This is a genomic window from Streptomyces sp. P13-3-3 (assembly GCF_050571355.1).
GTDB lineage: Bacteria > Actinomycetota > Actinomycetes > Streptomycetales > Streptomycetaceae > Streptomyces > Streptomyces althioticus.
Genome location: NZ_CP192228.1, coordinates 4024870 through 4049729, shown reverse-complemented (window position 1 = coordinate 4049729; position 24860 = coordinate 4024870). Strand labels below are relative to the sequence as shown.

The 24860-nt window shown below is 73.3% G+C and carries 23 protein-coding genes; 11 read left to right on the top strand and 12 right to left on the bottom strand.

Annotation, left to right across the window (positions count from 1 at the left end):
* Positions 1 to 62: 62 nt before the first annotated feature.
* Together ACQZOG_RS18620 and ACQZOG_RS18615 are read left to right on the top strand one after the other, a co-directional pair.
* Positions 63 to 1052, top strand: a complete 990-nt coding sequence (locus ACQZOG_RS18620; RefSeq protein WP_430741668.1) for a glycosyltransferase family 2 protein — start codon at positions 63 to 65, stop codon at positions 1050 to 1052.
* The gene (locus tag ACQZOG_RS18615; protein ID WP_079031515.1) at positions 1049 to 2320 is read left to right on the top strand and encodes a polysialyltransferase family glycosyltransferase; all 1272 of its coding nucleotides are present in this window, start codon (positions 1049 to 1051) and stop codon (positions 2318 to 2320) included. The genes ACQZOG_RS18620 and ACQZOG_RS18615 overlap by 4 nt, the downstream gene beginning before the upstream one ends.
* A gap of 106 nt (positions 2321 to 2426) precedes the next feature.
* Here the strand turns inward: ACQZOG_RS18615 and ACQZOG_RS18610 are convergent, their stop codons facing one another.
* A complete protein-coding gene (locus ACQZOG_RS18610) occupies positions 2427 to 3605 on the bottom strand; it encodes an RCC1 domain-containing protein (RefSeq protein ID WP_033272324.1) in 1179 nt (392 codons plus the stop codon).
* A gap of 304 nt (positions 3606 to 3909) precedes the next feature.
* On the opposite strand from ACQZOG_RS18610, the gene ACQZOG_RS18605 reads away from it, so the two are divergent.
* On the top strand, positions 3910 to 4875 hold the full coding sequence (locus tag ACQZOG_RS18605) for a glycosyltransferase family 2 protein (RefSeq protein ID WP_033272325.1): 966 nt from the start codon (positions 3910 to 3912) through the stop codon (positions 4873 to 4875).
* 3 nt (positions 4876 to 4878) lie between these two features.
* Positions 4879 to 6240, top strand: a complete 1362-nt coding sequence (locus ACQZOG_RS18600) for a polysialyltransferase family glycosyltransferase (protein WP_359494530.1) — start codon at positions 4879 to 4881, stop codon at positions 6238 to 6240.
* Between the two features lie 279 nt (positions 6241 to 6519).
* Here ACQZOG_RS18600 and ACQZOG_RS18595 read toward each other — a convergent pair whose 3' ends face one another.
* Positions 6520 to 7170: a TetR/AcrR family transcriptional regulator C-terminal domain-containing protein gene (locus ACQZOG_RS18595; protein ID WP_033272327.1), complete on the bottom strand. Its 651-nt coding sequence runs from the start codon at positions 7168 to 7170 to the stop codon at positions 6520 to 6522.
* 71 nt (positions 7171 to 7241) lie between these two features.
* Here ACQZOG_RS18595 and ACQZOG_RS18590 point away from each other — a divergent pair, with 71 nt between their 5' ends.
* The gene (locus tag ACQZOG_RS18590) at positions 7242 to 8642 is read left to right on the top strand and encodes an FAD-dependent oxidoreductase (RefSeq protein ID WP_058916835.1); all 1401 of its coding nucleotides are present in this window, start codon (positions 7242 to 7244) and stop codon (positions 8640 to 8642) included.
* Positions 8643 to 8783: 141 nt separating this feature from the next.
* Here ACQZOG_RS18590 and leuE read toward each other — a convergent pair whose 3' ends face one another.
* The gene (gene leuE / locus ACQZOG_RS18585) at positions 8784 to 9434 is read right to left on the bottom strand and encodes a leucine efflux protein LeuE (RefSeq protein WP_033272329.1); all 651 of its coding nucleotides are present in this window, start codon (positions 9432 to 9434) and stop codon (positions 8784 to 8786) included.
* 63 nt (positions 9435 to 9497) lie between these two features.
* Positions 9498 to 11078, bottom strand: a complete 1581-nt coding sequence (locus ACQZOG_RS18580; RefSeq protein WP_033272689.1) for an acyl-CoA mutase large subunit family protein — start codon at positions 11076 to 11078, stop codon at positions 9498 to 9500.
* A 319-nt stretch (positions 11079 to 11397) separates the two neighbouring features.
* Here ACQZOG_RS18580 and ACQZOG_RS18575 point away from each other — a divergent pair, with 319 nt between their 5' ends.
* Positions 11398 to 12270, top strand: coding sequence for a L,D-transpeptidase family protein (locus ACQZOG_RS18575; protein WP_430741667.1), 873 nt, complete (start codon positions 11398 to 11400; stop codon positions 12268 to 12270).
* A gap of 245 nt (positions 12271 to 12515) precedes the next feature.
* Here ACQZOG_RS18575 and ACQZOG_RS18570 read toward each other — a convergent pair whose 3' ends face one another.
* The 8 genes from ACQZOG_RS18570 to ACQZOG_RS18535 form a co-directional block, all read right to left on the bottom strand.
* The gene (locus tag ACQZOG_RS18570; protein ID WP_359597474.1) at positions 12516 to 13673 is read right to left on the bottom strand and encodes a hypothetical protein; all 1158 of its coding nucleotides are present in this window, start codon (positions 13671 to 13673) and stop codon (positions 12516 to 12518) included.
* Positions 13673 to 14347 (bottom strand): RNA polymerase sigma factor, encoded by a 675-nt coding sequence (locus ACQZOG_RS18565; protein WP_191881140.1) that lies wholly within the window; start codon positions 14345 to 14347, stop codon positions 13673 to 13675. The genes ACQZOG_RS18570 and ACQZOG_RS18565 overlap by 1 nt, the downstream gene beginning before the upstream one ends.
* 524 nt (positions 14348 to 14871) lie before the next feature.
* Positions 14872 to 15771, bottom strand: a complete 900-nt coding sequence (locus ACQZOG_RS18560; RefSeq protein ID WP_430741666.1) for a hypothetical protein — start codon at positions 15769 to 15771, stop codon at positions 14872 to 14874.
* Positions 15772 to 16002: 231 nt separating this feature from the next.
* Positions 16003 to 16620: an RNA polymerase sigma factor gene (locus ACQZOG_RS18555; protein WP_391604911.1), complete on the bottom strand. Its 618-nt coding sequence runs from the start codon at positions 16618 to 16620 to the stop codon at positions 16003 to 16005.
* A gap of 194 nt (positions 16621 to 16814) precedes the next feature.
* Positions 16815 to 17210, bottom strand: coding sequence for a hypothetical protein (locus ACQZOG_RS18550; protein WP_051724323.1), 396 nt, complete (start codon positions 17208 to 17210; stop codon positions 16815 to 16817).
* A 149-nt stretch (positions 17211 to 17359) separates the two neighbouring features.
* A complete protein-coding gene (locus ACQZOG_RS18545; protein ID WP_058916831.1) occupies positions 17360 to 17938 on the bottom strand; it encodes a hypothetical protein in 579 nt (192 codons plus the stop codon).
* A 107-nt stretch (positions 17939 to 18045) separates the two neighbouring features.
* Entirely contained in the window at positions 18046 to 18552 is a 507-nt protein-coding gene (locus ACQZOG_RS18540) for a hypothetical protein (RefSeq protein ID WP_033272336.1), read from the bottom strand.
* A 111-nt stretch (positions 18553 to 18663) separates the two neighbouring features.
* On the bottom strand, positions 18664 to 20301 hold the full coding sequence (locus ACQZOG_RS18535; RefSeq protein ID WP_430741665.1) for a beta-N-acetylhexosaminidase: 1638 nt from the start codon (positions 20299 to 20301) through the stop codon (positions 18664 to 18666).
* Between the two features lie 113 nt (positions 20302 to 20414).
* Here ACQZOG_RS18535 and ACQZOG_RS18530 point away from each other — a divergent pair, with 113 nt between their 5' ends.
* From ACQZOG_RS18530 to ACQZOG_RS18510, 5 genes are all read left to right on the top strand, one after another.
* A complete protein-coding gene (locus ACQZOG_RS18530; RefSeq protein WP_203550244.1) occupies positions 20415 to 21056 on the top strand; it encodes a 2-oxo-4-hydroxy-4-carboxy-5-ureidoimidazoline decarboxylase in 642 nt (213 codons plus the stop codon).
* Between the two features lie 202 nt (positions 21057 to 21258).
* Positions 21259 to 21639, top strand: coding sequence for a succinate dehydrogenase, cytochrome b556 subunit (gene sdhC / locus ACQZOG_RS18525; RefSeq protein WP_026244279.1), 381 nt, complete (start codon positions 21259 to 21261; stop codon positions 21637 to 21639).
* A 5-nt stretch (positions 21640 to 21644) separates the two neighbouring features.
* Positions 21645 to 22127 (top strand): succinate dehydrogenase hydrophobic membrane anchor subunit, encoded by a 483-nt coding sequence (locus ACQZOG_RS18520; RefSeq protein WP_033272338.1) that lies wholly within the window; start codon positions 21645 to 21647, stop codon positions 22125 to 22127.
* A gap of 19 nt (positions 22128 to 22146) precedes the next feature.
* Positions 22147 to 23901 (top strand): succinate dehydrogenase flavoprotein subunit, encoded by a 1755-nt coding sequence (sdhA, locus tag ACQZOG_RS18515; protein WP_033272339.1) that lies wholly within the window; start codon positions 22147 to 22149, stop codon positions 23899 to 23901.
* Positions 23901 to 24680 carry a succinate dehydrogenase iron-sulfur subunit gene (locus tag ACQZOG_RS18510; RefSeq protein ID WP_033272340.1) on the top strand — a complete coding sequence of 260 codons (780 nt, stop codon included), beginning with the start codon at positions 23901 to 23903 and terminating at the stop codon, positions 24678 to 24680. The genes sdhA and ACQZOG_RS18510 overlap by 1 nt, the downstream gene beginning before the upstream one ends.
* The last annotated feature ends 180 nt before the right edge of the window (positions 24681 to 24860 follow it).

Genomic DNA, 24860 nt, shown 5'->3' with positions numbered 1-24860 from the left:
GTTCACCGTCCGTACGGCCGACGGAAAGAAAGCGCGCCGGGCGGCCTTCTAGTGTTTTCCGCGTGCCGAAGCTTTCCGTGATCGTCCCTTTCCGTGACGTCCGGCCGTACGCGCCGGACGCGCTGAGAAGTCTGCGCGCGAACGCCCGCCCGGATTTCGAGTTCGTTCTGGTCGACGACGGTTCGCAGGACGACACCCCGGACCTGGTGGAGCGGGGCGCCGAGGAACTGTCCCGGCTCGCACGGGTGCGCGTCGTCCGCCGGGAGCGCCCCGGCGGGATCGCCACCGCGCGCAACGCCGGGCTGGACGTGGCGGAGGGCGAGTACCTGACCTTCCTGGACGGTGACGACTGGTACGCCCCCGGGCATCTGCCCCGGCTGGTGGCGGCGGCGGAGGGGTTGGGCTGCGACTTCCTGCGCACGGACCACGTCCGGGTCACCGGGCGCGCCCGGACCGTGCGCCGGGTGCCGGTGGGGCTGCGGGACGAGGTGCTGGACCCGCGGGAGGCGATCCTGCCCGCCGACCGGACGACCGCGGTGGACCACCCGCAGGCGTGGGCCGGGATCTACCACCGGCGACTGCTGGAGCGGGGGCTGCTGCGCTTCCCGGACGGGCTGCGCACGGCGGAGGACCGGCCGTGGATCTGGCGGCTGCACCGGGAGGCGGAGTCGTTCGCCGTGGTGGGTCTGCTGGGCGTGTTCTACCGGAAGGGTGTCGCCTCCTCCCTCACCCGTGTCGGCGACGAGCGGCAGCTGGACTTCGTGCCCGCCTTCGACCGGGTGGTGGCGGAGACGGCGGCGGACCGGGACGCGGACCGGCTGCTGCCAAAGGCGGTGCGCACGTACTGCGCGGTGATCGACCGTCACCTGGCCGAGCGGGACAAGTTCGAGCCGGCGGTGGCCGCGCGGCTGCGGGCGCTGTGCGCGGACGCGCTGCGGCGGCTGCCGCGGGACGTGCTGGACGAGGTGCTGGACGCGATGGACGCGGGGCGGGCGGCGCGGCTGCGACGGCTGCGCAGGACGCCCCTGCGCGCGGGGAGGGGGGCCGCGTGAGGGCGGTCGGTACGCAGGTGTTCTGCGCGAGCGGACCGTCGGCGGTGGTGCTGATGGCCGCGGCGGCCGAGGCGGGGCTGCTGCCGGAGGCGGGGCGGCGGGTGCTGCTGGTGTGCGACGACGCGCCGGTCCCCGAGGCGGCCCCGCCCTGGGACGAGGTGCCGGGCTTCGCGCGACTGCGGGCCCGCTTCGACGCGGTCCTGTCCTGGAACGAGGCGATACGGCCCTTCCACCCTGCGGCCTGGACGCCTCGCACGGAGGACGTGCCCCTCCTGGAACGGCACCTGCGGCGGTTGTGGGGGCTCGGGGACGAGCGGGTGGAGCTGGTCCTCGGCGCCCCGGACACCCCGCCGGCGCAGGCGGTGGCCCGAGTGTTCACGGGCGCGCCCCTGCACGTGTGCGCGGGCGGACCGGCGGACTACGGACCCACGCGCGGCAAGCTGGACCCGCTGCTCGGCACGCGGGTGCGGCAGGTGCTGCACCTGGAGCTGATACCGGGTCTGACACCAGCGCTGCTCGCCGAGTTCGGTACGCCCGCGAGGGTGATTCCGGCGGAGGCCTTCCGCGCGGTGACGGGGGAGGTCGCCTCGGCGGTGACGGGGGTGCCGGAGGGGGCGGCGCTGGTCGTCGGGGAGCGGCCGTCGGACACGGCGGGCGAGGAGGACGCACTGCACGCGGAGATGGTGCGGACGGCCGTCGGACGCGGCCACGACCGCGTGGTGTTCGTGCCGCACCCCGCCTCCCCGTCACGGCACGCGGGCGCGGTGCGAGCGGAGGCCGAACGCCTGGGCGTGGACCTCACCGTCCTGGACACGCCCGTCCCCGTGGAGGCGCTGTACGAGGGGGCCCGCCCGGCGCTGGTCGTCGGCTGCGCGTCGGCGGCCGTGTTCACGGCGTCCGCCCTGTACGGCCTGCCGGTCGCACGCGTCGGCACCGGGCGGCTGTTGGAGGGGCTGACGCCGTATCACCACCCCCGGCGCGCCGCCTTGGTGCTGGCGGAGGCGGTGCGTGACACGGCCGTGGGCGTGGACCTGCGGGGTCTGCTGAGCGCCCTCGCGTTCACCATGCGGCCGCAGGTGCGTCCCGCGCTGCGGACGGACGCCGAGCGGTATCTCGCGGCGGGGGCGTGGGACCGGCGGTGGTTCCCGCGCCGACGGCTCACCGCGCTGGGGCTGCCCGGGGGTGTCCCACGGCAGTTGGTGTCCCTGGCGCGGAACCGGGCCGCGCGGCGGGCGGCCCGGGTGGTGCGGAGGGCCGTGAGGGGCTGAGGGCCGTGAGGGGCTGAGAGTCGTGGGGGGGCTGAGGGCCGTGGGGCTGAGAGCTGAGAGGGGCTGAGGGCCGTGGGGGCTGAGGACCGTGAAGGGCTGAGCCCGGTCAGGCACCGGCGTCCGCCAGGATCACGTGGCGGCCCGAGACGTCCAGGGCCGGCGCGGGGAGACGGACGCGCACCGGGCGGGCGGCGGGGCCGCCGTCGAGGGCGAGGCCCGAGCCCCACGCCCACAGCCCGCCGCGCACGTCGACGGCCAGGCCCGCGAGCCCGTACGCGGTGATCCCGTGTATCGGGGGCAGGCCCGTCACGCGCACCGGGGTGGCGGAGCTGTGGTCCGAGGTGTCGCCGTCGCCCAGCGCTCCCCCGGCGCCCCGGCCCCAGGCGTGCACCACCCCGTCGCGGTCCAGGGCGTAGGCGGTGTCGTGGCCGCCCGCGACCTGGATGACGCCGGTCAGCCCGGTGACGTGGACCGGGCGGCCGGTCTGGCCGCCGCGCGGCTCGACGCCCAGGAGGCCGTGTGCGTTGTTCCCCCATGCGCAGACCAGCCCGTCCGCGCGGGCGGCGACCACCGCGCCGCCCGCCGGAGCCACGTCGACGACCCCGCGGACCCCGTTGATCGTGGTCAGCCGGGTGCCGTTCGACTCGCCGAGGACCTGCGTGAGGTTGACGCCCCAGCCCTGCACCCGGCCGTCGGAGCGCAGGGTGAAGGCGTTGAGGGGGCCCGGCGCCACCGAGACGACGTCCTTCACCCCGGGCACGGCCCGCGGCCGGGTCACCCCCGCGTGTCCGTCGCGCTTCCCCGCGTCGACGAGGAAGCGGTCGTCGCCCCAGGCCCACACGGTGCCGTCGCGCCGTACGACGAAGAACGTGGGGCCGACGGCGTACACCGCTCGGACGTCGTCCACGCCGGGGACCTGCCGGGGGACGGCGGCGTATCGGCGTTCCGCGGCGCCCTGGCCGAGGGAGCCCTTGATGTCGGTGCCGTAGGTCCAGACGGTGCCGTCGGCGCGGACCGCGGCGGTGGTGAAGCGGCCGTCCGCGACGGACACGACGTCGGTCAGGCCCGGCACCGGTGCCGGCGCCTCCGTTCCCTCGGGGGCGCCGTCCATCGGGGCCCAGGCCCAGACGGCGCCCGGCCGGGCGGGCCGCGGCTCGGGGCGGGCGGCGGGCCCGTCGGGGCACGGGGGCGCGCCCAGCACCGCCCTGTCCGCCGCGCCGCACCCGGTCAGACCGAGCAGTGCCACTCCGGCCGCCAGCATCCGCAGCCACGTCCTGGCCGTCATGCGCCCCGCCCCCTCCGTCGACCGTCCCGCCGGTCACCACGGTTCCGGGGGCGGAGCCGGTCCGGCAGGGCGAACGCGCTCAGAAGCGGCTGGGTATCCGCGCCCGGCCCGGTGGGGCGCCGTCTGAGTACGAACGCCCGGCGGCGGGTTCGCCGTTGGCCGGGGACTGTTCACCCCGTGTCCACCCGGGCGCCACCGGTGGACCGCCCGGCCGGGGCACATTCGCCCGCAGCCCGTCGTTCGCGGCCCGTCGTTCATAGCCGTAGCCGTGGTCCGTAGCCCGTCGCCCGAGAAAGAGGTTCAGGTGCCCAAGCTGTCCGTCGTCGTCCCGATGCACAACGTGGAGGCGTTCGCGGAGAGCACCCTGCGCGGTCTCGCCGCCAACGCGCACCCGGACGTCGAGTTCCTGATCGTCGACGACTGCTCCACGGACGCCACGCCCTGGGTGATCGACCGGTGGGCGGAGAAGCTGCCGGGCGCGCGGGTGATCCGGCACGACACCAACCAGGGCATCGCGCAGGCGCGGAACTCCGGCATCGACGCGGCGGACGGGGAGTACCTGGCGTTCCTCGACGGCGACGACTGGTACGGGCCCGGTCACCTCGCCGCGCTGGTGCGGGCGATGGACGAGCTGGGCTGCGACTTCGCCCGCACCGACCATGTGCAGGTCACCGGCACGGAACGGGTGGTCAGGCGACCTCCCGCCCCGGTGCGCGACGCGGTGATGGACCCGCGTGACGGGATCACGCCCGCCGACACGGAGACCATGGTCGACTACCCGTTCGTCTGGGCGGGCGTCTACCGCCGGCACCTCTTCGACGACGGCGGGATGCGCTTCGTCACCGAACTGCGCACCGCCGAGGACCGGCTGTGGATCTGGCGGCTGCACCTCACGGCGCGCAGCTACGCCTCCCTCGGGCTGCACGGGGTGTTCTACCGGCGGGGCGTCGCGACCTCCCTCACCCAGATCAAGGACTCCCGCCAGCTCGACTTCATCCCGGCCTACGACCTGCTGCTGCGGGACGTGCGGGCCGACCCGGAGTGCGACCGCTTCCTGCCGAAGGCCGTGCGCACCTACTGCGCCATGATCGCCTTTCATCTGGGCAAGGCGGACGCGTACGAGCCGTCGGCGGCGCGGCGGCTGCGGCAGGAGGCGCGGGAGGCGCTGCTGCGGATGCCGCAGGGCGCGCTGGAGGAGACCCTGGCCACCCTCGACAGCACCCGGAGCAGGCTGCTCGGCCGCCTGCGCGACGGGCGGAAGGCTGCCTGACCCATGCACCGCACGCACCGCACGACCCAGATCTTCCAGGTCTCGACCCTGTACGGCGCCGCGACCCTGGCGGCGGCGCTGGACGCGGGCCTGTTCGGACCGGCGGGGCCGTCCCGCCGGATCCTGCTGGTCTCGCACAACGCCGCCGTCCCGGAGACCGCGATGCGCCTGGACGAGATGCACGGCTACGGGCCGCTCGCCGCCCGCTTCGACGAGGTGGTGAGCTGGAACGAGGCGATCAGCCCGTACCACCCGAGCGCCTGGGGGCCGCGCGGCGCCGACACGGTGCTGTGGCAGCGGGCGCTGCGGCTGCTGTGGGGCATCGGCGAGGACGAACGGGTCGACCTGGCCGTCGAGTCGATCCAGGCCAACCCGGCCCGCGCGCTGGTCGCGATCTTCTCCGAGGCGTCCGTCGACGTCTACGCGGACGGGCTGATGAGCTACGGCCCGACCCGGGAGAAGCTGCCGCTGACCCTCGGCCGGCGCGTCCGTCGCCTGCTGCACCTCGACCTGCTGCCCGGTCTGCGCCCGATGCTGCTGTCCGAGTACGGCGTGGAGCCGGTCGTCGTGCCGGACGGGGCGTTCCGCGCGGTGCTGGACGAGGTCGCCCGGGAGGCGGCGGACGACCCGCGGCTCGCACCCGTACGGGAGGAGGCGCCGACGGCCGTGCTGCTCGGGCAGTACCTCGCGGCGCTCGGCATCCTGGGCGCGGACGAGGAGGAGGACCTGCACGTCCGCATGCTCGCCGGGGCGGTGCGGGCGGGGCACCGCTCGCTCGTCTTCAAGCCCCATCCGACGGCCCCCGCCGGTTACTCGGCGGCCCTGCACAAGGCGGCCGCCGACGCGGGCGTACGGCTCACCGTGCTGGACGCGCCGCTGCTCGCGGAGACGCTGTACGACCGGGTCCGCCCGGAACTGGTCGTCGGCTGCTTCTCCACGGCGATGGTGACCGCGTCCGTCCACTACGGCGTGCCCGTGGCGCGGGTGGGGACGGCGCTGGTCCTCGACCGCCTGCGGCCCTACGAGAACAGCAACCGCATCCCGCTGGCCCTGGTCGACCACCTGGTCCCGGACCTGGAGCGGGACGAGGCCCCGGCGGTGCTGGGCGCGGTGCCCGCGTCGCTGGAGCCGCTGGTGCGGACGATGGGGTTCTGCATGCAGCCGCGGACGTATCCGGCGCTGCGGGAATCCGCGGAGGCGTGGCTGCGCGACTGTCTCGCGGGGAGTCCCGCGCCGTATTTCCCGGCCCTGCGCCTGGCCGAGCTGGGCCTCCCGGGCAGCGGCCCGGGGGCCCGGGCGAGGGTGCGGGCTGCGCGGGCGAGGCGGAGGGTGGGGCGGGTGGTGCGGCGGGGCGGCCGGCGGTAGGCGGGGGCGGGGGGCGCCCGAAGGGGCGCGGGGAACTACGCGAGCGACCCCCACCGGCCCGCACTCGCCCATGGCCCGGGGAGCCACTTCGGCTGCGGGCCCGTAAGGGCTGGTCGCGCCGTTCCCCGCGCCCCTTCGGGGCGACTTCACGCCCGGTTGACACCCGGCCGACGCCCGGTGGGGGTTCCTCGCGCAGTTCCCCGCGCCCCTTCAGGGCGCCGGTCGGGCAGCGCGCCCAAAAGGGGCGCGGGGAACTGCGCGAACGGCCGCCCACCCCGCTCAGTTCGTCCCGTAGCGGGACTCGATGCCGGTGACGATCAGGGCGAGGCCCTCCTCGAACTGTTCGTCGTAGTCGCCGAAGAGCGCCGCCCCCGCCTCCGCGGCGAGCGGATGATCGGCCATTAGACGGGCACGCGCCTCCACGTCGAACCCCTCGCGCCGCTCCCCCGGCACCGGCTCGACCCCCTGCTCCTCCGCGACGAACCCGAGCGTGTACAGGAACGTCGTCTGCAGCGCCCGGGCCGCCTGGGCCAGGGTGAGCCCCGCGGACGTGAGCAGCCGGAGGTTCGCCTCCTGCTGCTCCGCGTGCTCCAGACCGGTGAACCGCGTACCGCTGAACACCTTCGCCCCGTCGCGGTAGGCGAGCAGCGTCCGCCGCAGCACCCGGTTGCTCCTGAGCAGCCGCTCCTGCCAGGTGTCGTCGGCGGCGAGTTCGACCCCGTCGGTCATCCGGCGGAACATCTCGGTCGCCATCTCGTCCAGCAGCGCCTGCTTGTCCTTGAAGTGCCAGTACAGGGCGGGCGCCTTGACGTCGAGCTCCTTGGCGATGGCGCGCAGGGTCAGCCCGTCGAGGCCGACCTCGTTCAGCAGCTTCAGCGCCGTCCCGGCGACCCGTCGGCGGTCCAGCGGCGCGCGTCGTTCCGTGCTCACGCTTGACAACTTAACACCGTTAGAGAGACGCTCGGACGGCGGGTCACTTAACAGCGTTAAGGAGACGGATCATGAACGACACCCCTGTCCTGATCGTGGGCGCGGGGCCGACCGGCCTCACCCTCGGCATCGACCTCGCCCGGCGCGGAGTCCCGGCGCTGGTCGTGGAACGGGAGGACGGACTGTTCCCCGGATCGCGCGGCAAGGGCCTCCAGCCGCGCACCATGGAGGTCTTCGACGACCTCGGCGTGCTGGACGCCGTCCGGGCGGGCGGCGGCCGCTACCCGGTCGGCATGCTCTGGCGCGACGGCGAGCAGCTCGGCGAGCACCATCTGGCGCCGCCCGTGGAGCCCACCGAGGAGGCGCCGTACGAGGGCCTGATGATCCCGCAGTGGCGCACCCAGCGGATCCTGCGGGACCGCCTGGAGGAACTGGGCGGCAAGATCGCCTACGGCCGCGAGCTCACGGACGTCACCCAGGACGAGGACGTCGTGACCGCCCACTTCGCCGCCGGGCCGCCGCTGCGCGCCCGGTACCTCGTGGCGGCCGACGGCGGACGGTCCGCGGTGCGCCGGGCGGTCGGCACCGGCATGACCGGCGAGGCCGTCGACCCGCTGCCGATGCTGGTGGCGGACGTCCGGATCGCCGGCCTGGACCGGGACTGGTGGCACATGTTCCCGCCCCGCGAGGGCCGCGACGAGTTCCTCACCCTCTGCCCGCTCGCCGGTACGGACGACTTCCAGCTGGTCGCCCGGTTCACCGAGGGCACCCGGGTGGACCTCTCCCCCGACGCCGTACGGCAGGTCGTGGCCGCCCGCACGCACCTCGCCGCCGAGGACGTCACCGAGGTCCTGTGGGCCTCCGACTTCCGGCCGCGCGCCGCGCTCGCCGACCGCTTCCGCGCGGGCCGGGTGTTCCTCGCGGGGGACGCGGCGCACGTGCACTCCCCGGCCGGCGGCCAGGGCCTCAACACCTCCGTGCAGGACGCCTACAACCTGGGCTGGAAGCTGGGGGCGGTGCTGTCCGACGGGGCGGACCCGTCCCTCCTCGACAGCTACGAGGAGGAGCGCCGGGCGGTCGCCGCGGACATGCTCGGCCTGTCCACCCGCATCCACCGGGGCGAGGCGAGGCGCGGCGGGGCCACCCTGCAACTGGACCTCGGCTACCGGGACTCCTCGCTCAGCGCGGAGACCCGCACCGAACCGGGACCGGTGCGCGCGGGCGACCGGGCCCCGGACGGCCGCGTGGACGGCACACGCCTCTTCGACGCCTTCCGCGGCCCGCACTGGACCCTGCTGGCGCTGGGCACGGACGCCCCCGAACCGCCCGCGGGCGTACGGCTCGTGCGCGGCCCGTCCCACCGTACGTACGGCACCGGCCTGTTCCTGGTGCGCCCGGACGGTTACGTGGGCTGGACCGGGGACACCCCGGACGGGCTCGGCGCCTACCTGGCCCGGTTCGGGACGCGCTGACGGGCACGTCCAGGTGCACCGGGTCCGGGCCCCCGGCCGCGAGGCGAAGGTGCGGACCGACGCCCACCGGGACTTGGTTCGCACGCGGCCGGCACCACAGGCGGGTTGTGCGCACCCCCGACATGATCCGCCGGACAGGCTCTACGCGCTCGCCGTGGACAGCTTCGCCGCGAAGCCCAGGAACAGGGCGCCCGCCGCCGAGGTGGCGCCCGCCGACAGCCGGCGGCGACGGCGGAACGCGGCGGCGAGCCGGGTTCCGCTGAAGATCAGCGCGCTGAGGTAGAGCACGCTGGCGATCTGCGCGAACACCCCCAGCACCACGAAGGACAGCGCCGGATAGGCGTAGGCGGGGTCGACGAACTGCACGAAGAAGGCGATGAAGAACAGGATCGCCTTCGGGTTCAGCAGGCTGACGACCAGCGCCCGGCGGAACGGACGCTCACCGGGCGCGGCGGCCGGGGCGGTCTCCTCCGGGCGTTCCTCGCCGCGCCCGCGCCACATGCCCCACGCGGCGCGCAGCATCCCGACGGCCAGCCACGCCAGATAGCCGGCGCCCGCGTACTTCACGATGCCGAACAGCACGGCGTTCGCCTGGAGCAGGGAGGCGACACCCGCGGCCGACAGCGTCATCAGGACGGCGTCCCCGCACCAGACGCCGGCGGCGGCCGTGTAGCCGGAGCGCACTCCGCGGCGGGCGGCGACGGACAGGACGTACAGCGAGTTGGGCCCGGGCAGCAGGATGATCAGCACCAGGCCCGCGAGGTAGGTGGGAAGGTCGACGACACCGAACATAGCGAGGAGTGTCGCACGCCGTGCGACACTCCTCGCTACCGTCTCGACCTGCGAGAACGCCCCCTAGAAGGCGTCGCTCGGCACGTAGGTGCCCCACACCTCGCGCAGGGCGTTGCAGACCTCGCCGACGGTGGCGCGGGCCTTGAGGGCGTCCTTCATCGGGTAGAGGACGTTGTCCTCGCCCTCGGCGGCCTTCTTCAGCGCGGCCAGCGCCGTGTCGACCGCCTCCTGGTCGCGCTCGGCGCGCAGCTTGGCGAGGCGTTCGGCCTGCTGGGCCTCGATGGCCGGGTCGACGCGGAGCGGCTCGTAGGGCTCCTCCTCGTCGAGCTGGAAGCGGTTGACGCCGACCACGACCCGCTCGCCGGAGTCGGTCTCCTGGGCGATGCGGTAGGCGGAGCGCTCGATCTCGTTCTTCTGGAAGCCGCGCTCGATGGCGTTGACCGCGCCGCCGAGGTCCTCGACCTTCTCCATCAGCTCCCTCGCGGCGGCCTCCACGTCGTCGGTCATCTTCTCGATGACGTAGGAGCCGGCGAACGGGTCGACCGTGGCGGTCACATCGGTCTCGTAGGCGAGGACCTGCTGCGTGCGCAGCGCGAGCCGGGCGGACTTGTCCGTCGGCAGCGCGATCGCCTCGTCGAAGGAGTTGGTGTGCAGCGACTGCGTGCCGCCCAGCACCGCCGCCAGGCCCTGCACGGCGACACGCACCAGGTTCACCTCGGGCTGCTGGGCCGTCAGCTGCACCCCGGCCGTCTGCGTGTGGAAACGCAGCATCAGCGACTTGGGGTTCTTCGCGCCGAACTCCTCCTTCATCACCCGCGCCCAGATCCGGCGGGCCGCACGGAACTTGGCGACCTCCTCCAGGATCGTGGTGCGGGCCACGAAGAAGAACGACAGGCGCGGGGCGAAGTCGTCGACGTCCATGCCGGCCGCGACCGCCGTACGCACGTACTCGATGCCGTCGGCCAGCGTGAACGCGATCTCCTGCGCCGGCGAGGCACCCGCCTCCGCCATGTGGTAGCCGGAGATCGAGATCGTGTTCCACTTCGGGATCTCGGCCTTGCAGTACTTGAAGATGTCCGCGATCAGCCGCAGCGACGGCTTCGGCGGGAAGATGTACGTGCCGCGGGCGATGTACTCCTTCAGCACGTCGTTCTGGATCGTGCCGGTGAGCTTGTCGGCGCTCACGCCCTGCTCCTCGGCGACCAGTTGGTACAGGAGCAGCAGCAGCGCGGCGGGCGCGTTGATCGTCATCGACGTCGACACCTTGTCCAGCGGGATCCCGCCGAACAGCACCCGCATGTCGTCGATCGAGTCGATCGCCACACCCACCTTGCCGACCTCGCCCGAGGCGATCGGCGCGTCGGAGTCGTGACCCATCTGCGTCGGCAGGTCGAAGGCGACCGACAGACCCATCGTGCCGTTCGCGATCAGCTGCTTGTACCGGGCGTTGGACTCCGTCGCCGTGCCGAAACCGGCGTACTGGCGCATCGTCCACGGACGGCCCGTGTACATCGTCGGGTACACACCCCGCGTGAACGGGTACGAGCCCGGCTCACCCAGCTTCTCCGCCGGGTCCCAGCCCTCGAGAGCCTCCGGCCCGTAGACCGGTTCGATGGGCAGTCCGGACTCCGACTCACGCGCCATGATGTGCATGCCTCCCGCTGAGCAGCGTTGCTCGATCCGATCGCCGGTCACTCGCCGGTTACTCACCAGTACAGGCCGACCCTTCGACGGACTGTAGCGGTGCGCGTGCGGCCTGGTGGAGGGTCACACGCTGGGACCTTCCTCACAACCTCCGTGGGACCCCGCTCACAAGGCCTTTCCCCGGCGGCCGTCCCGTCCGGTCACTCCCCACCTTGCCTCCTTGTTCCGCTCCGGTCACGTCCGGGGTAGAAACACGGGGTGACAACCGGGCGGGCCCGGTGCGGCGGGACGACGGGGGACCGAGGTGCGCGGGACAGGCATGGGGGGAACAGGCATAGCCGTGCTGGCGGTGCTGGGCGCGGTGGCCGTGGGTACGGCGGGGTGCACGGTGCAGCCGGCCGGTGCGGACGGGAAGGGCGCGCCGCCGGTGCGGGTCGAGGTGCCGTCCCGGACGCCGGACGCGCCGGACGGGCCCGCGTCGCCGAGCCGGACACCGGAGGCGCCCGCGAAGCCGTCGCCGTCCGCTCCGCCCGCGAAGCCGTCGAGCAGTCCCACGCCGGCCCGGGTGCTGTGGTCACCGGGCGACAAGGGGCGGGACATCCGTGAACTCCAGGCGCGGTTGCGGCAGGTCGCCTGGATCTTCCACGGCCCCACCGGCACCTACGACGACCTGACGGCGGAAGCGGTCCGCGGCTTCCAGGGCAAGCGCGGCCTGCCGCAGACCGGCGTGACGGACACGGTGACCTGGCAGCGACTGCTGGCGATGACGCGGGAGCCGGGCCGCTGGGACCTGTACCTGATGGGCGGCCAGCCGGCCGACCCGCCCGACCCGCGCTGCATGACCGGCCGGGTGATGTGCATCAGCAAGTCCAGCCGCACCCTGCGCTGGATGGTCGACGGCCGCACGGTGTCGACGATGCCGGTCCGCTTCGGCTCCGAGTACACGCCGACCCGTGAGGGCGTCTTCCGCGTCTACTGGAAGTCCAGGCACCACGTGTCGACGCTGTACGACTCGCCGATGCCGTACGCGATGTTCTTCAGCGGCGGGCAGGCGGTGCACTTCTCGTCCGACTTCGCCGCCCGGGGCTACGCCGGCGCCTCGCACGGCTGCGTGAACGTACGCGACGAGGACGCGATCGCGCGGCTGTACGAGCAGGTGCGGGACGGCGACAAGGTCGTCGTCCACTGGTGAGACCCGAGGCGGGCGACGCGACCTGAGGAGAGAGGGGCGCGGGCGGGACCGGGGGAACGTGTCCCGCCCGCGCCAGGTGCACGAGCCGTTGGTACGGGGGGAACCCCGGCTCAGTGCTACGGCCGATGACCAGTCGGCTCACTCAGTACTGCGTCACGAGGGCCGGAAGTGTCACACCCGTCGGTACGTAAGGGGGACGCGGGGCCGTTGATGCAGGTCAGAGGGGTGACGGGATTCCTGCCCGCCTACTGGTCCTGCTTGCCGTTCCCGTTGCCCTTGCCGCTTCCGTTCCCGTTACCGGGGCTGTTGTTCCCGTTGCCCTTCCCGCTCCCGTTCCCGTTGCCCTGGCTCTTGGAGGGGTGGTCGTCGGCGTGCGAGCCGCTGTTGCCGGGGCCGCCGCCGTTCCCCTTGCCCTTCCCGTTCCCCTTGCCGCTGCCGTTGTCGCCCTTGCCCTCACCGCCGTCGCCGGTGTCCGGGCGGTCGGCTTCCTGGCCCGGGAGGGTGTTCTCCTGCTCGCCCTCGTCGGCGTCGAGGCGTGTCTCGGCCTCGTGCATGCCGCCCCCGGCGCCCTTGTCGTCCTTGCCGGCCGTGCCGTCCTTGGTGCCCGCGCCTTCCTTGGCGGTGACGCCGCGGCAGTACGCGGCGACGCGGGAGGCGCCGCCGGCCGCCTCGTGCAGGGCGCGACGGCGTTCGCCGTTCACCGGCCTGCCCTGGTGCCAGGACCGGCACGCGGAGACCACGAGTTTCCAGCGGGCTCCGTGGGCGGCCTTGCCGTCGCCGGGCGGCGGGGCCCCGGGTGTGTGACCGGGGTCCTCGCCGCCCTGGGCGCCGTCACGGCCCCCGTCGGCGAGGTCGTCCTCGTGACGGTCGTCCGGGGTGACGCCCTGGGCGGGCGGGGAGATCAGCGGGCGCTGGGGGTGCGTCGCCGTGGCGGCACCCGCGGGGCCGGAGCGGGAGTCGTCGAAGGGTGTGCGCAGCAGCCCGGTCCCGGCGAGCACGGCGGTGCCGCCGACCATGCCGGCGACCAGCGCGGCGGCCAGCACGAGCCGGGCGGGACGCGGTCCGCGGGCTCCGCCGGGCGTTCCGTTACGGCCGGTGCGCGGGGCGTGGAGACGGATCAGGCCGACGTCGGAGTCCCCGGTGCCGGTGCCGTGACCGGTGTGCGGGGCCGAGTCGGCCTGTCCTGTCCGTTCGTCCCTCGACGTGCGGAAGGCGGCCAGCGCGGCCGCCTCCCCGGGGAGTTCGTCCTCGGCCGTGGGCGGAGGCGCGGACAGCGCGCGGAGCACTCCGGCGAGTTGTTCGGCCTGGTCACCGGCGGGTGGATCGGCAGCCCTGGGCGGCTCTCCGCTCAGCAGGCGCTCCGCCGCCTCCGCGTCCAGCCACCTGTACCGCTCATCGGCCATCACAAGTCCTTCTGCGTCCGCGCTCGCAACTGCGTCACACTCGCGGACGTCACCGTACGACGGCGTGGTTCTCTTTGGGGTGGAAGGGCGTCGAGCACACCCGCGGATTCCGGATGGCCGTCCGGATCGTCGCCGAGCAGTTCGGCGAGGCGGCGCAGGCCGCGGTGCGCGGCCGTCCGTACGGCGCCGGGGCGCTTGCCCAGGGTCTGCGCGGCCGTCTTGGCGTCGAGGCCGACGACCACGCGCAGCACGACGGCCTCGGCCTGGTCCTGCGGCAGCCGGGAGATGAGGGTGAAGGCGCCGTCGGTGGCGAGCGCCTCGATCGCCTCGCCGGCCGTGTCGGACTCGGCGGGCCGTCCGGTGAGCTCGGTCTCGTCGCCGCCTATCGACGGGCGGCGGCCACGCATGCGGATGTGGTCGAGCGCGCGGTTGCGGGCGATGCGGGCGGCCCAGCCGCGGAAGCGGTCCGCGTCGCCGGAGAAGCGCTCCAGATCACGGGCTATCTGCAGCCAGGCCTCGGACGCGACGTCCTCGGCGTCGGGCTCGCCGACCAGGGTCCGGACGTACCCGAGCAGCCGCGGGTGCACGGCGCGGTACACGGTCCGGAACGCGGTCTCGTCCCCGTCCTGTGCCGCGCGCACCGCGGCGGTCAGCTCCGCGTCGTCCCCCAGCACGCGTGCGCCCTTCTGCGCCTAAGCCGGCGCCGCTCTCGCGGACCGGGTTGCTCGCCGTCGTCATAGCTCAAGTCGGTCGTTGCGGTCTCAAGGCCGCTCGCGGAGGTTGTGGTCGTTTGCCTCCCGCGGCCTGGCGCGAAAGGCACGTTACGACCTGAAACCGGTCCCCGTCCATGACCGTACAAGACGCAACTAACTCGTGGCACGGGACGTGTGACAGAAAACGCATGCCCGGCGCTGTAGAAGATACGGGTCGCGCGCGGCCCGTACCGCGCGACGGCCGGGGCCTCTCCTGTGGGGGGTGGCGGCCCCGGCCGTCTCCGCGACGCCGTTCCACTCGGGGCGGCAGGTGCGAAGGCGGGCAGCACCCGTGAGTGACGGGTGCGGGCAGTCCGTGGCCGATCGCGCAGTTCCCCGCGCCCCTGAGGCGTCCGCAACTTCGGGCATGCGTGCCGCACAGGCAACGGCACGCCGCGAGCGCCGGGCTGCGAGAACACCCCTGTTCAGGTGACCCACGTCAGCCCTCAGGGCCTCCGCACCTTCCCCTTGACCAGGTCGGAAGGGTCGGTGTCGGCCGCCTCCCCCGTGGGGCGGCCGGCACCCGCTTCAGCCCCCGTCTCGCGAGGAACACCCACCGGCGCCGACACGGAAGTCGTGGGCCGCCCGCCCCCGCCCCGCCCCGCGCAGTACGCCTCGACCTTCCCCGCGCCCCCCGCAGCGGCGACCAGCCGCTCCCAGGCCGGCGCGTCCGCCGCCCGCCCCTGCCCGGCGATCCGCTCGTACGCCCGGCACTGCGCCTCGATACCCCCCGCAGCTCCAGCGGTCCCCACGCCCCCCGCGGACTCCGTCGGCCCCGAGCCGCGCCGCGCACCGTCACGCCCCGTCTCCGCGGCGGACGCCGATGCCGACTCCTCCGGGACCCCACCGGCACCGGAGGCGCCGGAGCCACCGGACGCGTCCGGAACGACAGGCGCGGAGCTCGCGGACGGCGCCCGGGTCGGCCCCGTGTCCTCGGACCTCCCACCGCCCGGCACGCCCGCCGCCTGGATCCCGGCCCAGGCCACCCCGCTGAGGGCACAGCCCGCGACCAGCGCCCCCAGCGTCGCCCGCAGCGACCGCCCGCCGAACCGCCGTCGAGAGGCCCGCCAGTCGTCCCGGCGGCGGGTGCGCGCGCCATGCGCCCCCGACTCCCGGGCGGCCACGAACGCGGCGACGGCCCGCTGCTCGGCCCCGGCGTCCACGCCGTCACGCACCAGAGCGGTGACGAGCAGCGCCTCCAGCCGGGCCGTGTCACCGGCCGACCCCTCGACGGAGACGGGTACGGCACGCCCGGACGCGGCCGACACGCCCACGGAGCACGCGGAACGCTCTGGGTGCACACGCCGGCGGCCGGCCCGCCCGCCGTCGCTCTGCCGTTCACCCATGTCCGTTTCCGTCCCTGCTCGCTCGTGTCCGGCCTGTCCGGCCTGCCCGGTTCCGTCCGTCGGCCCCGCGGCCCCGTGTCCGAGGCCCGACGGACGGCGCACCCCCTCCCACCAGCGGGGTGCCGTGCGGGTCCCGGACAAACGGATACGTTCCGTCCGCCCGGCCCGTTCAGCCGCCTCAGCGGCCGTCGAGGCCGTGCCGTGCGGCGTGACCGCCGTTCCGGCCCACGGTCACGTCGACTCACCCAGCGTCGTGGGGGCCTCATCCGTCACACCGTCGGCCGCGAGCTGCCGCGCCAGGCGCCGCAGACCGCGGTGCGCGGCCGTCCGTACCGCGCCCGGCCGCTTGCCGAGCACGCGGGCGGCGGCGGGCCCGTCGAGGCCCACGACGACGCGCAGCAGCACCGCCTCGGCCTGGTCGCGGGGCAGCCGGCCGACGAGGGCGAGGGCCTGCTCGGTGGACATGGCCTCCATCGCCTGGTCGTGCGTGCTGTGCGGGGCGGGCAGCTCCAGGAGGTCCTGCACCAACGCGGACGCGCGGGGGCGTACGCGCTGGCGGCGCAGGTGGTCGAGGGCTCGGTGCCGGGCGATGGTGGCCGTCCAGCCGCGGAACCCGGCGCCGTCGCCCTTGAACCGGCCGAGGTCACGGGCGATCTCCAGCCAGGCGTCGGACATCACGTCCTCGGCCTCGGCGCCGACCAGTCCCCTGACGTACGCGAGGAGTCCGGGCTGCACGAGCCGGTAGGCCACGGCGAACGCGGCCTCGTCGCCCTGCTGGGCGCGCGCGACGGCGTCACCCAGTTCCCCGTCGAACGCCTGCGTGCGGCGGGATTCCCCTCCGTGGCCCAAGAACCGTCCTCGTCCGTACCGAGCGCGATGCGCCTCGCATGACGTGTGCACGTCCGCCGTGTCACACCCCCAGCGACCTCAGCGTGCGGGGCGGCCAAAGTGTCACAGGTCACCGCACGTCCCAGGCCCCTCAGGGACCCCGCACGCCACGGCGGCACACCGCCCCCGGACGCCCCGGGGCCCGCCGACGGACCTCAGTCCCGCCGTGCCCCCGTCGTGGCGTCCCGGCACAGGAGCCGGAGTGAGCCGTCCTGGGTGTAGCAGCGGCGGGCCTCGTCGATGGGGTCCCAGAGGCGGCCGTCGGGGGTGCGGACCCAGTGGTCTCCGCCTGAGGCCCACCACTCACCGCCGGCCTGGCGCACGATCACCTCGCCCGCGTAGGCCCCGAAGCCGCGCAGCACCAGCTCCACGGCGGCGTACGGGGCCGACTCCCGGCGGATGTCCTCGATCATCCGGTCGACGCTCCACAGACTGCGCGCCGAGTAGTCGAGGCGCAGCCGTGCGCCCTCGCGCATCGCCGCCACCGCGTCCGCCGCCCAGCGGACCGGCTTCGTCGCCGCCGAGGGCCTGGTCTCCTGCTGTGTCGTCACAGTCGTCGCAGTCGTCACACTCTGGAGAGCGCTGCGGCGAAGCGTTTCGTCACCCCGATCCCGCGGTTCCCCACAACGGGTGCACGACCGCCCCAGGACACTCACAGGGCCGTCGCCGCACGTCCTCGACCCGAAGCTCCGACGTCGTGTCAGGCATCGCGGCGGCTGCGGCGCGAGACCGCCGCGCGCAGCACCCGGCGCCCTTCCGTGGACACCTCCAGCGCGCCGCGCAGTCCGGCCGCTCCGTGGGCGGCGACGAGTTCCAGGACGGCGGTCTGCCGCCGCAGTTCCGCGGCGAGCAGCGGCGACAGCCCGTCCCTGCGGCCCTCACGGCGGGCGGCCGTCAGGTCGGTGGCGCCGGCGTCACCCGCGCCGTCCAGCAACTGGTGGATCCGCAGCGCGTCGGCCGAGCACCGGTCGGCCCACTGCCGCAGCGCCGTCCCGGACCGGTCCAGGGGGGCGGTGGCGAGCATGCCCCGCGCCAGCTCCGCCGCCTCGCCGGCGCCGCCGGCCGCGGCCTCGTCCGCCGCCGCGTCCAGCTTCTCGCGCGTCTGCTGGAGCACCTCGCCCCAGTCGCCGTCGGAGGGACCCCCGGCGAGGGTGCCCCACAGCGGCCGCAGCGCCTCGTCGTCACCGCCCAGCAGCGGCACGCACCGATCCAAACAAGCCACCCCGCTGACGGCCAGTCCGCGCTCGTCGGCCTGTGCGATCAGTTCCTCCAGGCTCATGCACGCCTCCCTCTGCGGATCCCGCAGGCCCCCTGATGAGGCCTTGACGGGCGTCGTCCCTCACGGAGCCCGCATTTCCCCTTACTGCGTGCGACAAGCCGGGAGTGTCACTCGGGCACCACGCGCAACCGGTCGAGCAGCCGGAAGAAACCGTTTTCAGCCATCGGCCCGGGGTCGGCGGTCAGCACCTCCAGGACGTCCTCGGCGGCGACCTCGCGCCCGGCCTCCTCGGCCCAGAAGACGGCCCGCTCGGCGGCATCGGCCGGTTCCAGGAAGTAGTCGTCGACGGTGAGGCCCTCCTGGCGCCCGTCGAGGTACCCGGCCATCGCGTCCCGGCCGAGGCAGGCCGTCCACACCCCGCTCTCGGGGGACGCGGCCTCCACGGCCACGCACTCGCCGGCCATCACGTAGCCGAACAGCGCGGGCGCGCCCGTCTCCTTCGCCAGTTCGTTCATGCTGCCCAGCTCGCCCTCGCGGCCGGGCAGTTCCCACACCTGCCAGCCGTCCGGGGCCTCGGTGCGCAGGGTCAGCTCCCCGGCCGTACCGGCCAGCGCGTCCAGTGCGGCCAGCGGCCGCTCCGCGCGGCCCACGACGAAATAACCCCAGTAGCCCATGTGCCGGTGTTCCCCCCGCGTGTCGGTTCCCGGCCCGGCGTGCCGAGCCGTCGGCTCGCCCAGAACATCACCACAGCCGTACGGGGGTTCGCAGGCGTTCGCGGCAATCCGTCAGCCGAGCCGGCCCGCCAGGGTGCGGAACTCGGCCCAGGACAGCGTGGGTTCGCCCGCGTCCCACAGCTTCTGGGCGAGGGCCCGCAGCGGCATCCGGATGCCGGCCGCGACCTGCTCCTGGGTCTGGGAGCGGGGCAGGTCGCCCCAGATGGCGAAGGAGCCGCCGAGGATCTGGCGGTCGTACCTGGCGGGGACGGGCTCGGTGCCGCGCAGCACCCGCGGGGTCCACTGTTCGTAGATGCGCTCGCCGGTCGGGTAGACGAAGGTGAGCGGCTCGCCGAGGACGTAGTACAGGAACTCGTCGTTGTAGTTGATCACGTCGCGGCCCTCGGAGAGGTACTCGACGGGGTCGCGCGCGCCGATCTCCTTGCCGGTCCAGTAGGCGACCTCGATGTCCTCGTCGGCCTGGACGGACCCGCCGGTGAAGAAGCCGTCGTTCCAGGCGCGGGGGACGCGGTCGTTCGCGCGGACGGTGGCGGCGCGGTCGTTGAGCCAGCCGGTGGTGAGGTCCTCGACGGTGGCGCCCGAGCCGTACTTCTCGCGGGCCGCGGCGGCGAGGCCCGGGAAGGTCGCCTCGGGGTCGGGGACGACGAGGGCCTGGTACTCGTCGCCGCCGAGATGCCACCGGCCGCCGGGGAAGAGACCGGCGTACTCGTCGAGCAGGTCGTCGACGATCTCGGCGGACTCGGAATTCGCGATGTCGATGGCGCCGCGCACCGCCTCGCCGTTCGCCCTGCGCAGCTGGAGGTCGGGGTGGGCGTCGATGACGGCGCCGAGGTGTCCGGGCGAGTCGATCTCGGGGACGACGGTGATGTGCCGGCTCTCCGCGAGCTCGACGATCTTCCGGACCTGCGCCTTGGTGAGGTGGTCCTTCGACACGATCTCCGGGTGCGAGCCGGACTCGATGCGGAAGCCCTGGTCGTCGGAGAAGTGCAGGCCGATCTCGTTGTACTTGAGGTCGCCCAGCTCGCGTATGCGGTCCTCTATCCAGCCGGCGTCGTAGTGCTTGCGCGCGATGTCCAGCATCATGCCGCGCCGCGGCTTGGCGGGTTCGTCGCGCACCACGCCCTCGGGGGCGGCGCCGGCCCCGCGTATCTCCTGCTTGAGGGTGCGGGTGCCGTAGAAGACGCCCGCCTCCCCCGGCCCGCTTACGGTGACCCGCCCGCCGCGCACGGTCAGGGTGTACGACTCCGGGTTCGCGCCGGAGTCGCGGTTCAGCTCCAGGCGCACGTCGCCGGGCCGCTCGTCGTCCTTCTCCCCCGCGTACGTCAGGCCCAGTTCCCCGGCGGTCAGCCGGCCCTCGTCGGCGAGCGCCGGGTCGGACACGACCACCCGGCGCCCGGGGACGGGCCGCCAGCCGGGGCCGCGCTCCGCGGTGTGCTCGCGCACGGCGGGTATGGTCCGCGGCGCCTCGGACAGCGGGTAGCTGCGGGTGGGGCTCGGCGTCGGCGACGGCGAGGAGGGGGCGGCCGCCGGACCGTCGTCGTCGCCCGAGGCCCACAGGCCGATTCCCACCCCGGAGGCCACCACCACCGCCCCCACGGCGACCGCGACGGCGGTGATCCTCCGCCGCCTCGCCGTCGCCTCGGCGCCGGGACCGCGCCTGCGCTGACCGTGCTGCCTGTGCCGACTCACCCTGCCAACGTACGACCCGTTCGGGTGAGAAGCGTCCATGAGCCGTTCTCAAACTCTGCCGTCCGGGTGAAATGGGGGTACCGATCGGACACGTCTCGGACTCACTCGATAACGTGACGTCACAACTCTCACAGCATCTGCCAACGACACTCACGCGACGCCCACGAGGACCCACGCTGCCTGCGCACCGACTCCCAGACCTCCCCGGCCGAGTCGCCATACCCGAACAGTCCCGCGGCACGCCCGGAACCCCGCCCCCGCTGGAGTGGTTCAACGACGCTCCCGGGCCGGACGCCGAGCGCGCCCTGCTGTCCTGCCTGCACAGCCCCCGCTGGGCCCGCCTGCTGGCCGGCCACCGCCCGTACCCCGACACGGCGTCCCTCCTGGCCGCCGCGGACGAGGCGGCGTACGACCTCTCGCCGGAGGAGATCGCCGAGGCCCTGGTCTCCGAGCCCCTCCCCTCGCTCCCCGAGGACACCTACTCGGCCGCCCACACCGCCCTGAACGCCGCGCACGCGGCCTACGAGGCGAAGTTCGGACACGTCTTCGTCCTCTGCCTGGACGGCGTCCCCGAGGACGAGGTCCTCGACCGCGTCCTGGAGGACATCCGGTCACGATTGGCGAACGATCCCGAGGAGGAGCACACGGTCACCAGGGACCAACTCCGCCTCCTGGCCCGGGAGCGCCTGACCGACACGCTCGGGGGCGCGAGGGACCGCGCGACCGGCCCCCGCGACGCCGCACCCGGCAAATGACCGCAAACCCCCCACCCCGGTGGCCGCATCCGCACCACGGCCCCCCTTTTCGGGTGCAAGTTTGATCACACCGGCAGGCCCCCCGTAAGCGCCGCAGGCAACCGTCGCTACCATGCTGGGGGCCGGTGGACCGTACCCGGCCGGGCCCGACCGACAAGGAAAGCCGGCGCGGCCCCAATCCCCGCTCCCGGAGGAAATTTCCGTGCCGGCTGGAACGCTGTACCGCGGCCGGGAAGGAATGTGGTCCTGGGTGGCTCACCGAGTCACCGGCGTCCTCATCTTCTTCTTCCTGTTCGTTCACGTGCTGGACACCGCTCTCGTGCGAGTGTCCCCGGAGGCCTACGACGACGTCGTGGCCACGTACAAGACGCCGATCGTCGCGCTGCTGGAGTACGGCCTCGTGGCCGCCATCCTCTTCCACGCGCTCAACGGCCTGCGTGTCATCGCCGTCGACTTCTGGATCAAGGGCGCCCGGTACCAGAAGCAGATGCTCTGGACCGTCGTCGCCGTGTGGATCGTGCTGATGCTCGGGGCGATCTACCCCGTCCTCGGCCACGCCGCTCGTGAACTGTTCGGGAGCTGACGCAGATGTCCACGACTGAAACCTCCGCCTCGGGCGTCGGCCCCGTCGAAGGCGCCTCGCCGTACTCCGTCGACAACCCGGCGCCGGTCATCGAGCCCCCGCGCAAGCGGACCAAGAAGACCCCGAAGAGCACCCGCGGCAACTTCGAGCTGGCCGCGTGGCTGTTCATGCGCCTGTCCGGTGTCGTCCTGGTCGTGCTGGTCATCGGCCACCTGCTGATCCAGCTGGTGCTGGACGGCGGCGTCTCCAAGATCGGCTTCGCCTTCGTGGCGGGCCGCTGGGCGAGCCCCTTCTGGCAGGTCTGGGACCTGGCGATGCTGTGGCTGGCGATGCTGCACGGCGCCAACGGCCTGCGCACGGTCATCAACGACTACGCCGAGCGGCCGAACACCCGCCTGTGGCTGAAGGGCCTGCTCTACACGGCCACGGTGTTCACCATCCTGCTGGGCACGCTGGTGATCTTCACCTTCGACCCGAACATCCGCTAGGCACGGGGCTGCGAGAATCATGAAGATCCACAAGTACGACACCGTCATCGTCGGCGCCGGTGGCGCCGGTATGCGCGCCGCCATCGAGTCGACGAAGCGCAGCCGCACCGCCGTGCTGACCAAGCTCTACCCCACCCGCTCCCACACGGGCGCCGCGCAGGGCGGCATGGCCGCCGCGCTGGCCAACGTGGAGGAGGACAACTGGGAGTGGCACACCTTCGACACGGTCAAGGGCGGTGACTACCTGGTCGACCAGGACGCCGCCGAGATCCTGGCGAAGGAGGCCATCGACTCCGTCCTCGACCTGGAGAAGATGGGCCTGCCGTTCAACCGCACGCCGAACGGCACCATCGACCAGCGCCGCTTCGGCGGCCACTCCCGCAACCACGGCGAGGCCCCGGTCCGCCGGTCCTGCTACGCCGCGGACCGCACCGGCCACATGATCCTCCAGACGCTGTACCAGAACTGCGTCAAGGAGGGCGTGGAGTTCTTCAACGAGTTCTACGTCCTGGACCAGCTGATCACCGAGGTCGACGGCGTCAAGAAGTCGTCCGGCGTCGTGGCGTACGAGCTGGCGACCGGCGAGATCCACATCTTCCAGGCGAAGTCCGTGATCTACGCGTCCGGCGGCACCGGCAAGTTCTTCAAGGTGACGTCCAACGCGCACACCCTGACCGGTGACGGCCAGGCCGCCGTGTACCGCCGGGGCCTGCCGCTGGAGGACATGGAGTTCTTCCAGTTCCACCCGACCGGCATCTGGCGCATGGGCATCCTGCTCACGGAGGGCGCCCGCGGTGAGGGCGGCATCCTGCGCAACAAGGACGGCGAGCGCTTCATGGAGAAGTACGCGCCCGTCATGAAGGACCTCGCCTCGCGTGACGTCGTCTCCCGCTCCATCTACACGGAGATCCGCGAGGGACGCGGCTGCGGTCCCGAGGGCGACCACGTCTACCTGGACCTCACGCACCTCCCGCCGGAGCAGCTGGACGCCAAGCTGCCCGACATCACGGAGTTCGCGCGGACCTACCTCGGCATCGAGCCCTACACGGACCCGATCCCGATCCAGCCCACCGCGCACTACGCGATGGGCGGCATCCCGACCAACGTCAAGGGTGAGGTCCTCGCGGACAACACCACGGTGGTCCCCGGCCTGTACGCGGCCGGCGAGGTGGCCTGCGTGTCGGTGCACGGCGCCAACCGTCTGGGCACCAACTCGCTGCTGGACATCAACGTGTTCGGCAAGCGGGCCGGCATCGCGGCGGCGGAGTACGCGCAGACCGCGGACTTCGTCGAGCTGCCGGAGGCCCCGGAGTCCTTCGTGGTCGGCCAGATCGAGCGCCTGCGGTCCTCCACCGGCAACGAGCGGGTGGCCGAGCTGCGCCGCGAGCTGCAGGAGACCATGGACGCCAACGTCATGGTGTTCCGCACCGAGCAGACCATCAAGACGGCGGTCGAGAAGATCGCCGAGCTGCGCGAGCGCTACAAGAACGTCGCCATCCAGGACAAGGGCAAGCGGTTCAACACCGACCTGCTGGAGGCCGTCGAGCTGGGCAACCTGCTGGACCTGGCCGAGGTCATGGCCGTGTCCGCCCTGGCCCGCAAGGAGTCCCGCGGCGGTCACTACCGCGAGGACTACCCGAACCGCGACGACGTCAACTTCATGCGCCACACGATGGCGTACCGCGAGGTCGGCGCCGACGGCACCGAGACCGTCCGTCTGGACTACAAGCCGGTCGTCCAGACCCGCTACCAGCCGATGGAGCGTAAGTACTGATGGCTACCCCCGTACTGGACAAGGCGGACGCGGCCGGCTCCCCCGAGCCCGGCTTCGCCGACTCCCCCTACATCACCGTCACCCTGCGGATCCGCCGGTTCAACCCGGAGGTCTCCGCGGAGGCGACCTGGGAAGACTTCCAGCTGGAGATCGACCCCAAGGAGCGTGTCCTCGACGCGCTGCACAAGATCAAGTGGGACCTGGACGGCACCCTGACCTTCCGCCGTTCCTGCGCCCACGGCATCTGCGGCTCCGACGCCATGCGGATCAACGGCAAGAACCGCCTGGCGTGCAAGACGCTGATCAAGGACATCAACCCCGAGAAGCCGATCACGGTCGAGGCCATCAAGGGCCTGACGGTCCTCAAGGACCTGGTCGTGGACATGGAGCCGTTCTTCCAGGCGTACCGGGACGTGATGCCCTTCCTGATCACGAAGGACACCAACGAGCCGACGCGTGAGCGGCTCCAGTCCGCCGAGGACCGCGAGCGCTTCGACGACACGACCAAGTGCATCCTGTGCGCCGCGTGCACGTCGTCGTGCCCGGTGTTCTGGAACGACGGCCAGTACTTCGGCCCGGCCGCGATCGTCAACGCGCACCGCTTCATCTTCGACTCGCGTGACGAGGCCGGCGAGCAGCGGCTGGAGATCCTCAACGACAAGGACGGCGTGTGGCGTTGCCGCACCACGTTCAACTGCACGGACGCCTGCCCGCGCGGTATCGAGGTCACCAAGGCGATCGCCGAGGTGAAGCGCGCGCTCATCACGCGCCGCTACTGAGGCACCCCGCCCGTAGGTCCCGAGGGCCCCGTCTCCGGCTGGAGACGGGGCCCTCGGGCGTCCCCGGGCGCGGGCCGGGTAGTGCGTACGCACCAGACGGCGCGCTCCACTGCTGCGTACGCACCAGTGGGGACCACTCCTGAGGACGATGCCCGGCCGGGGGCAGGCCCGGAGGGTGGA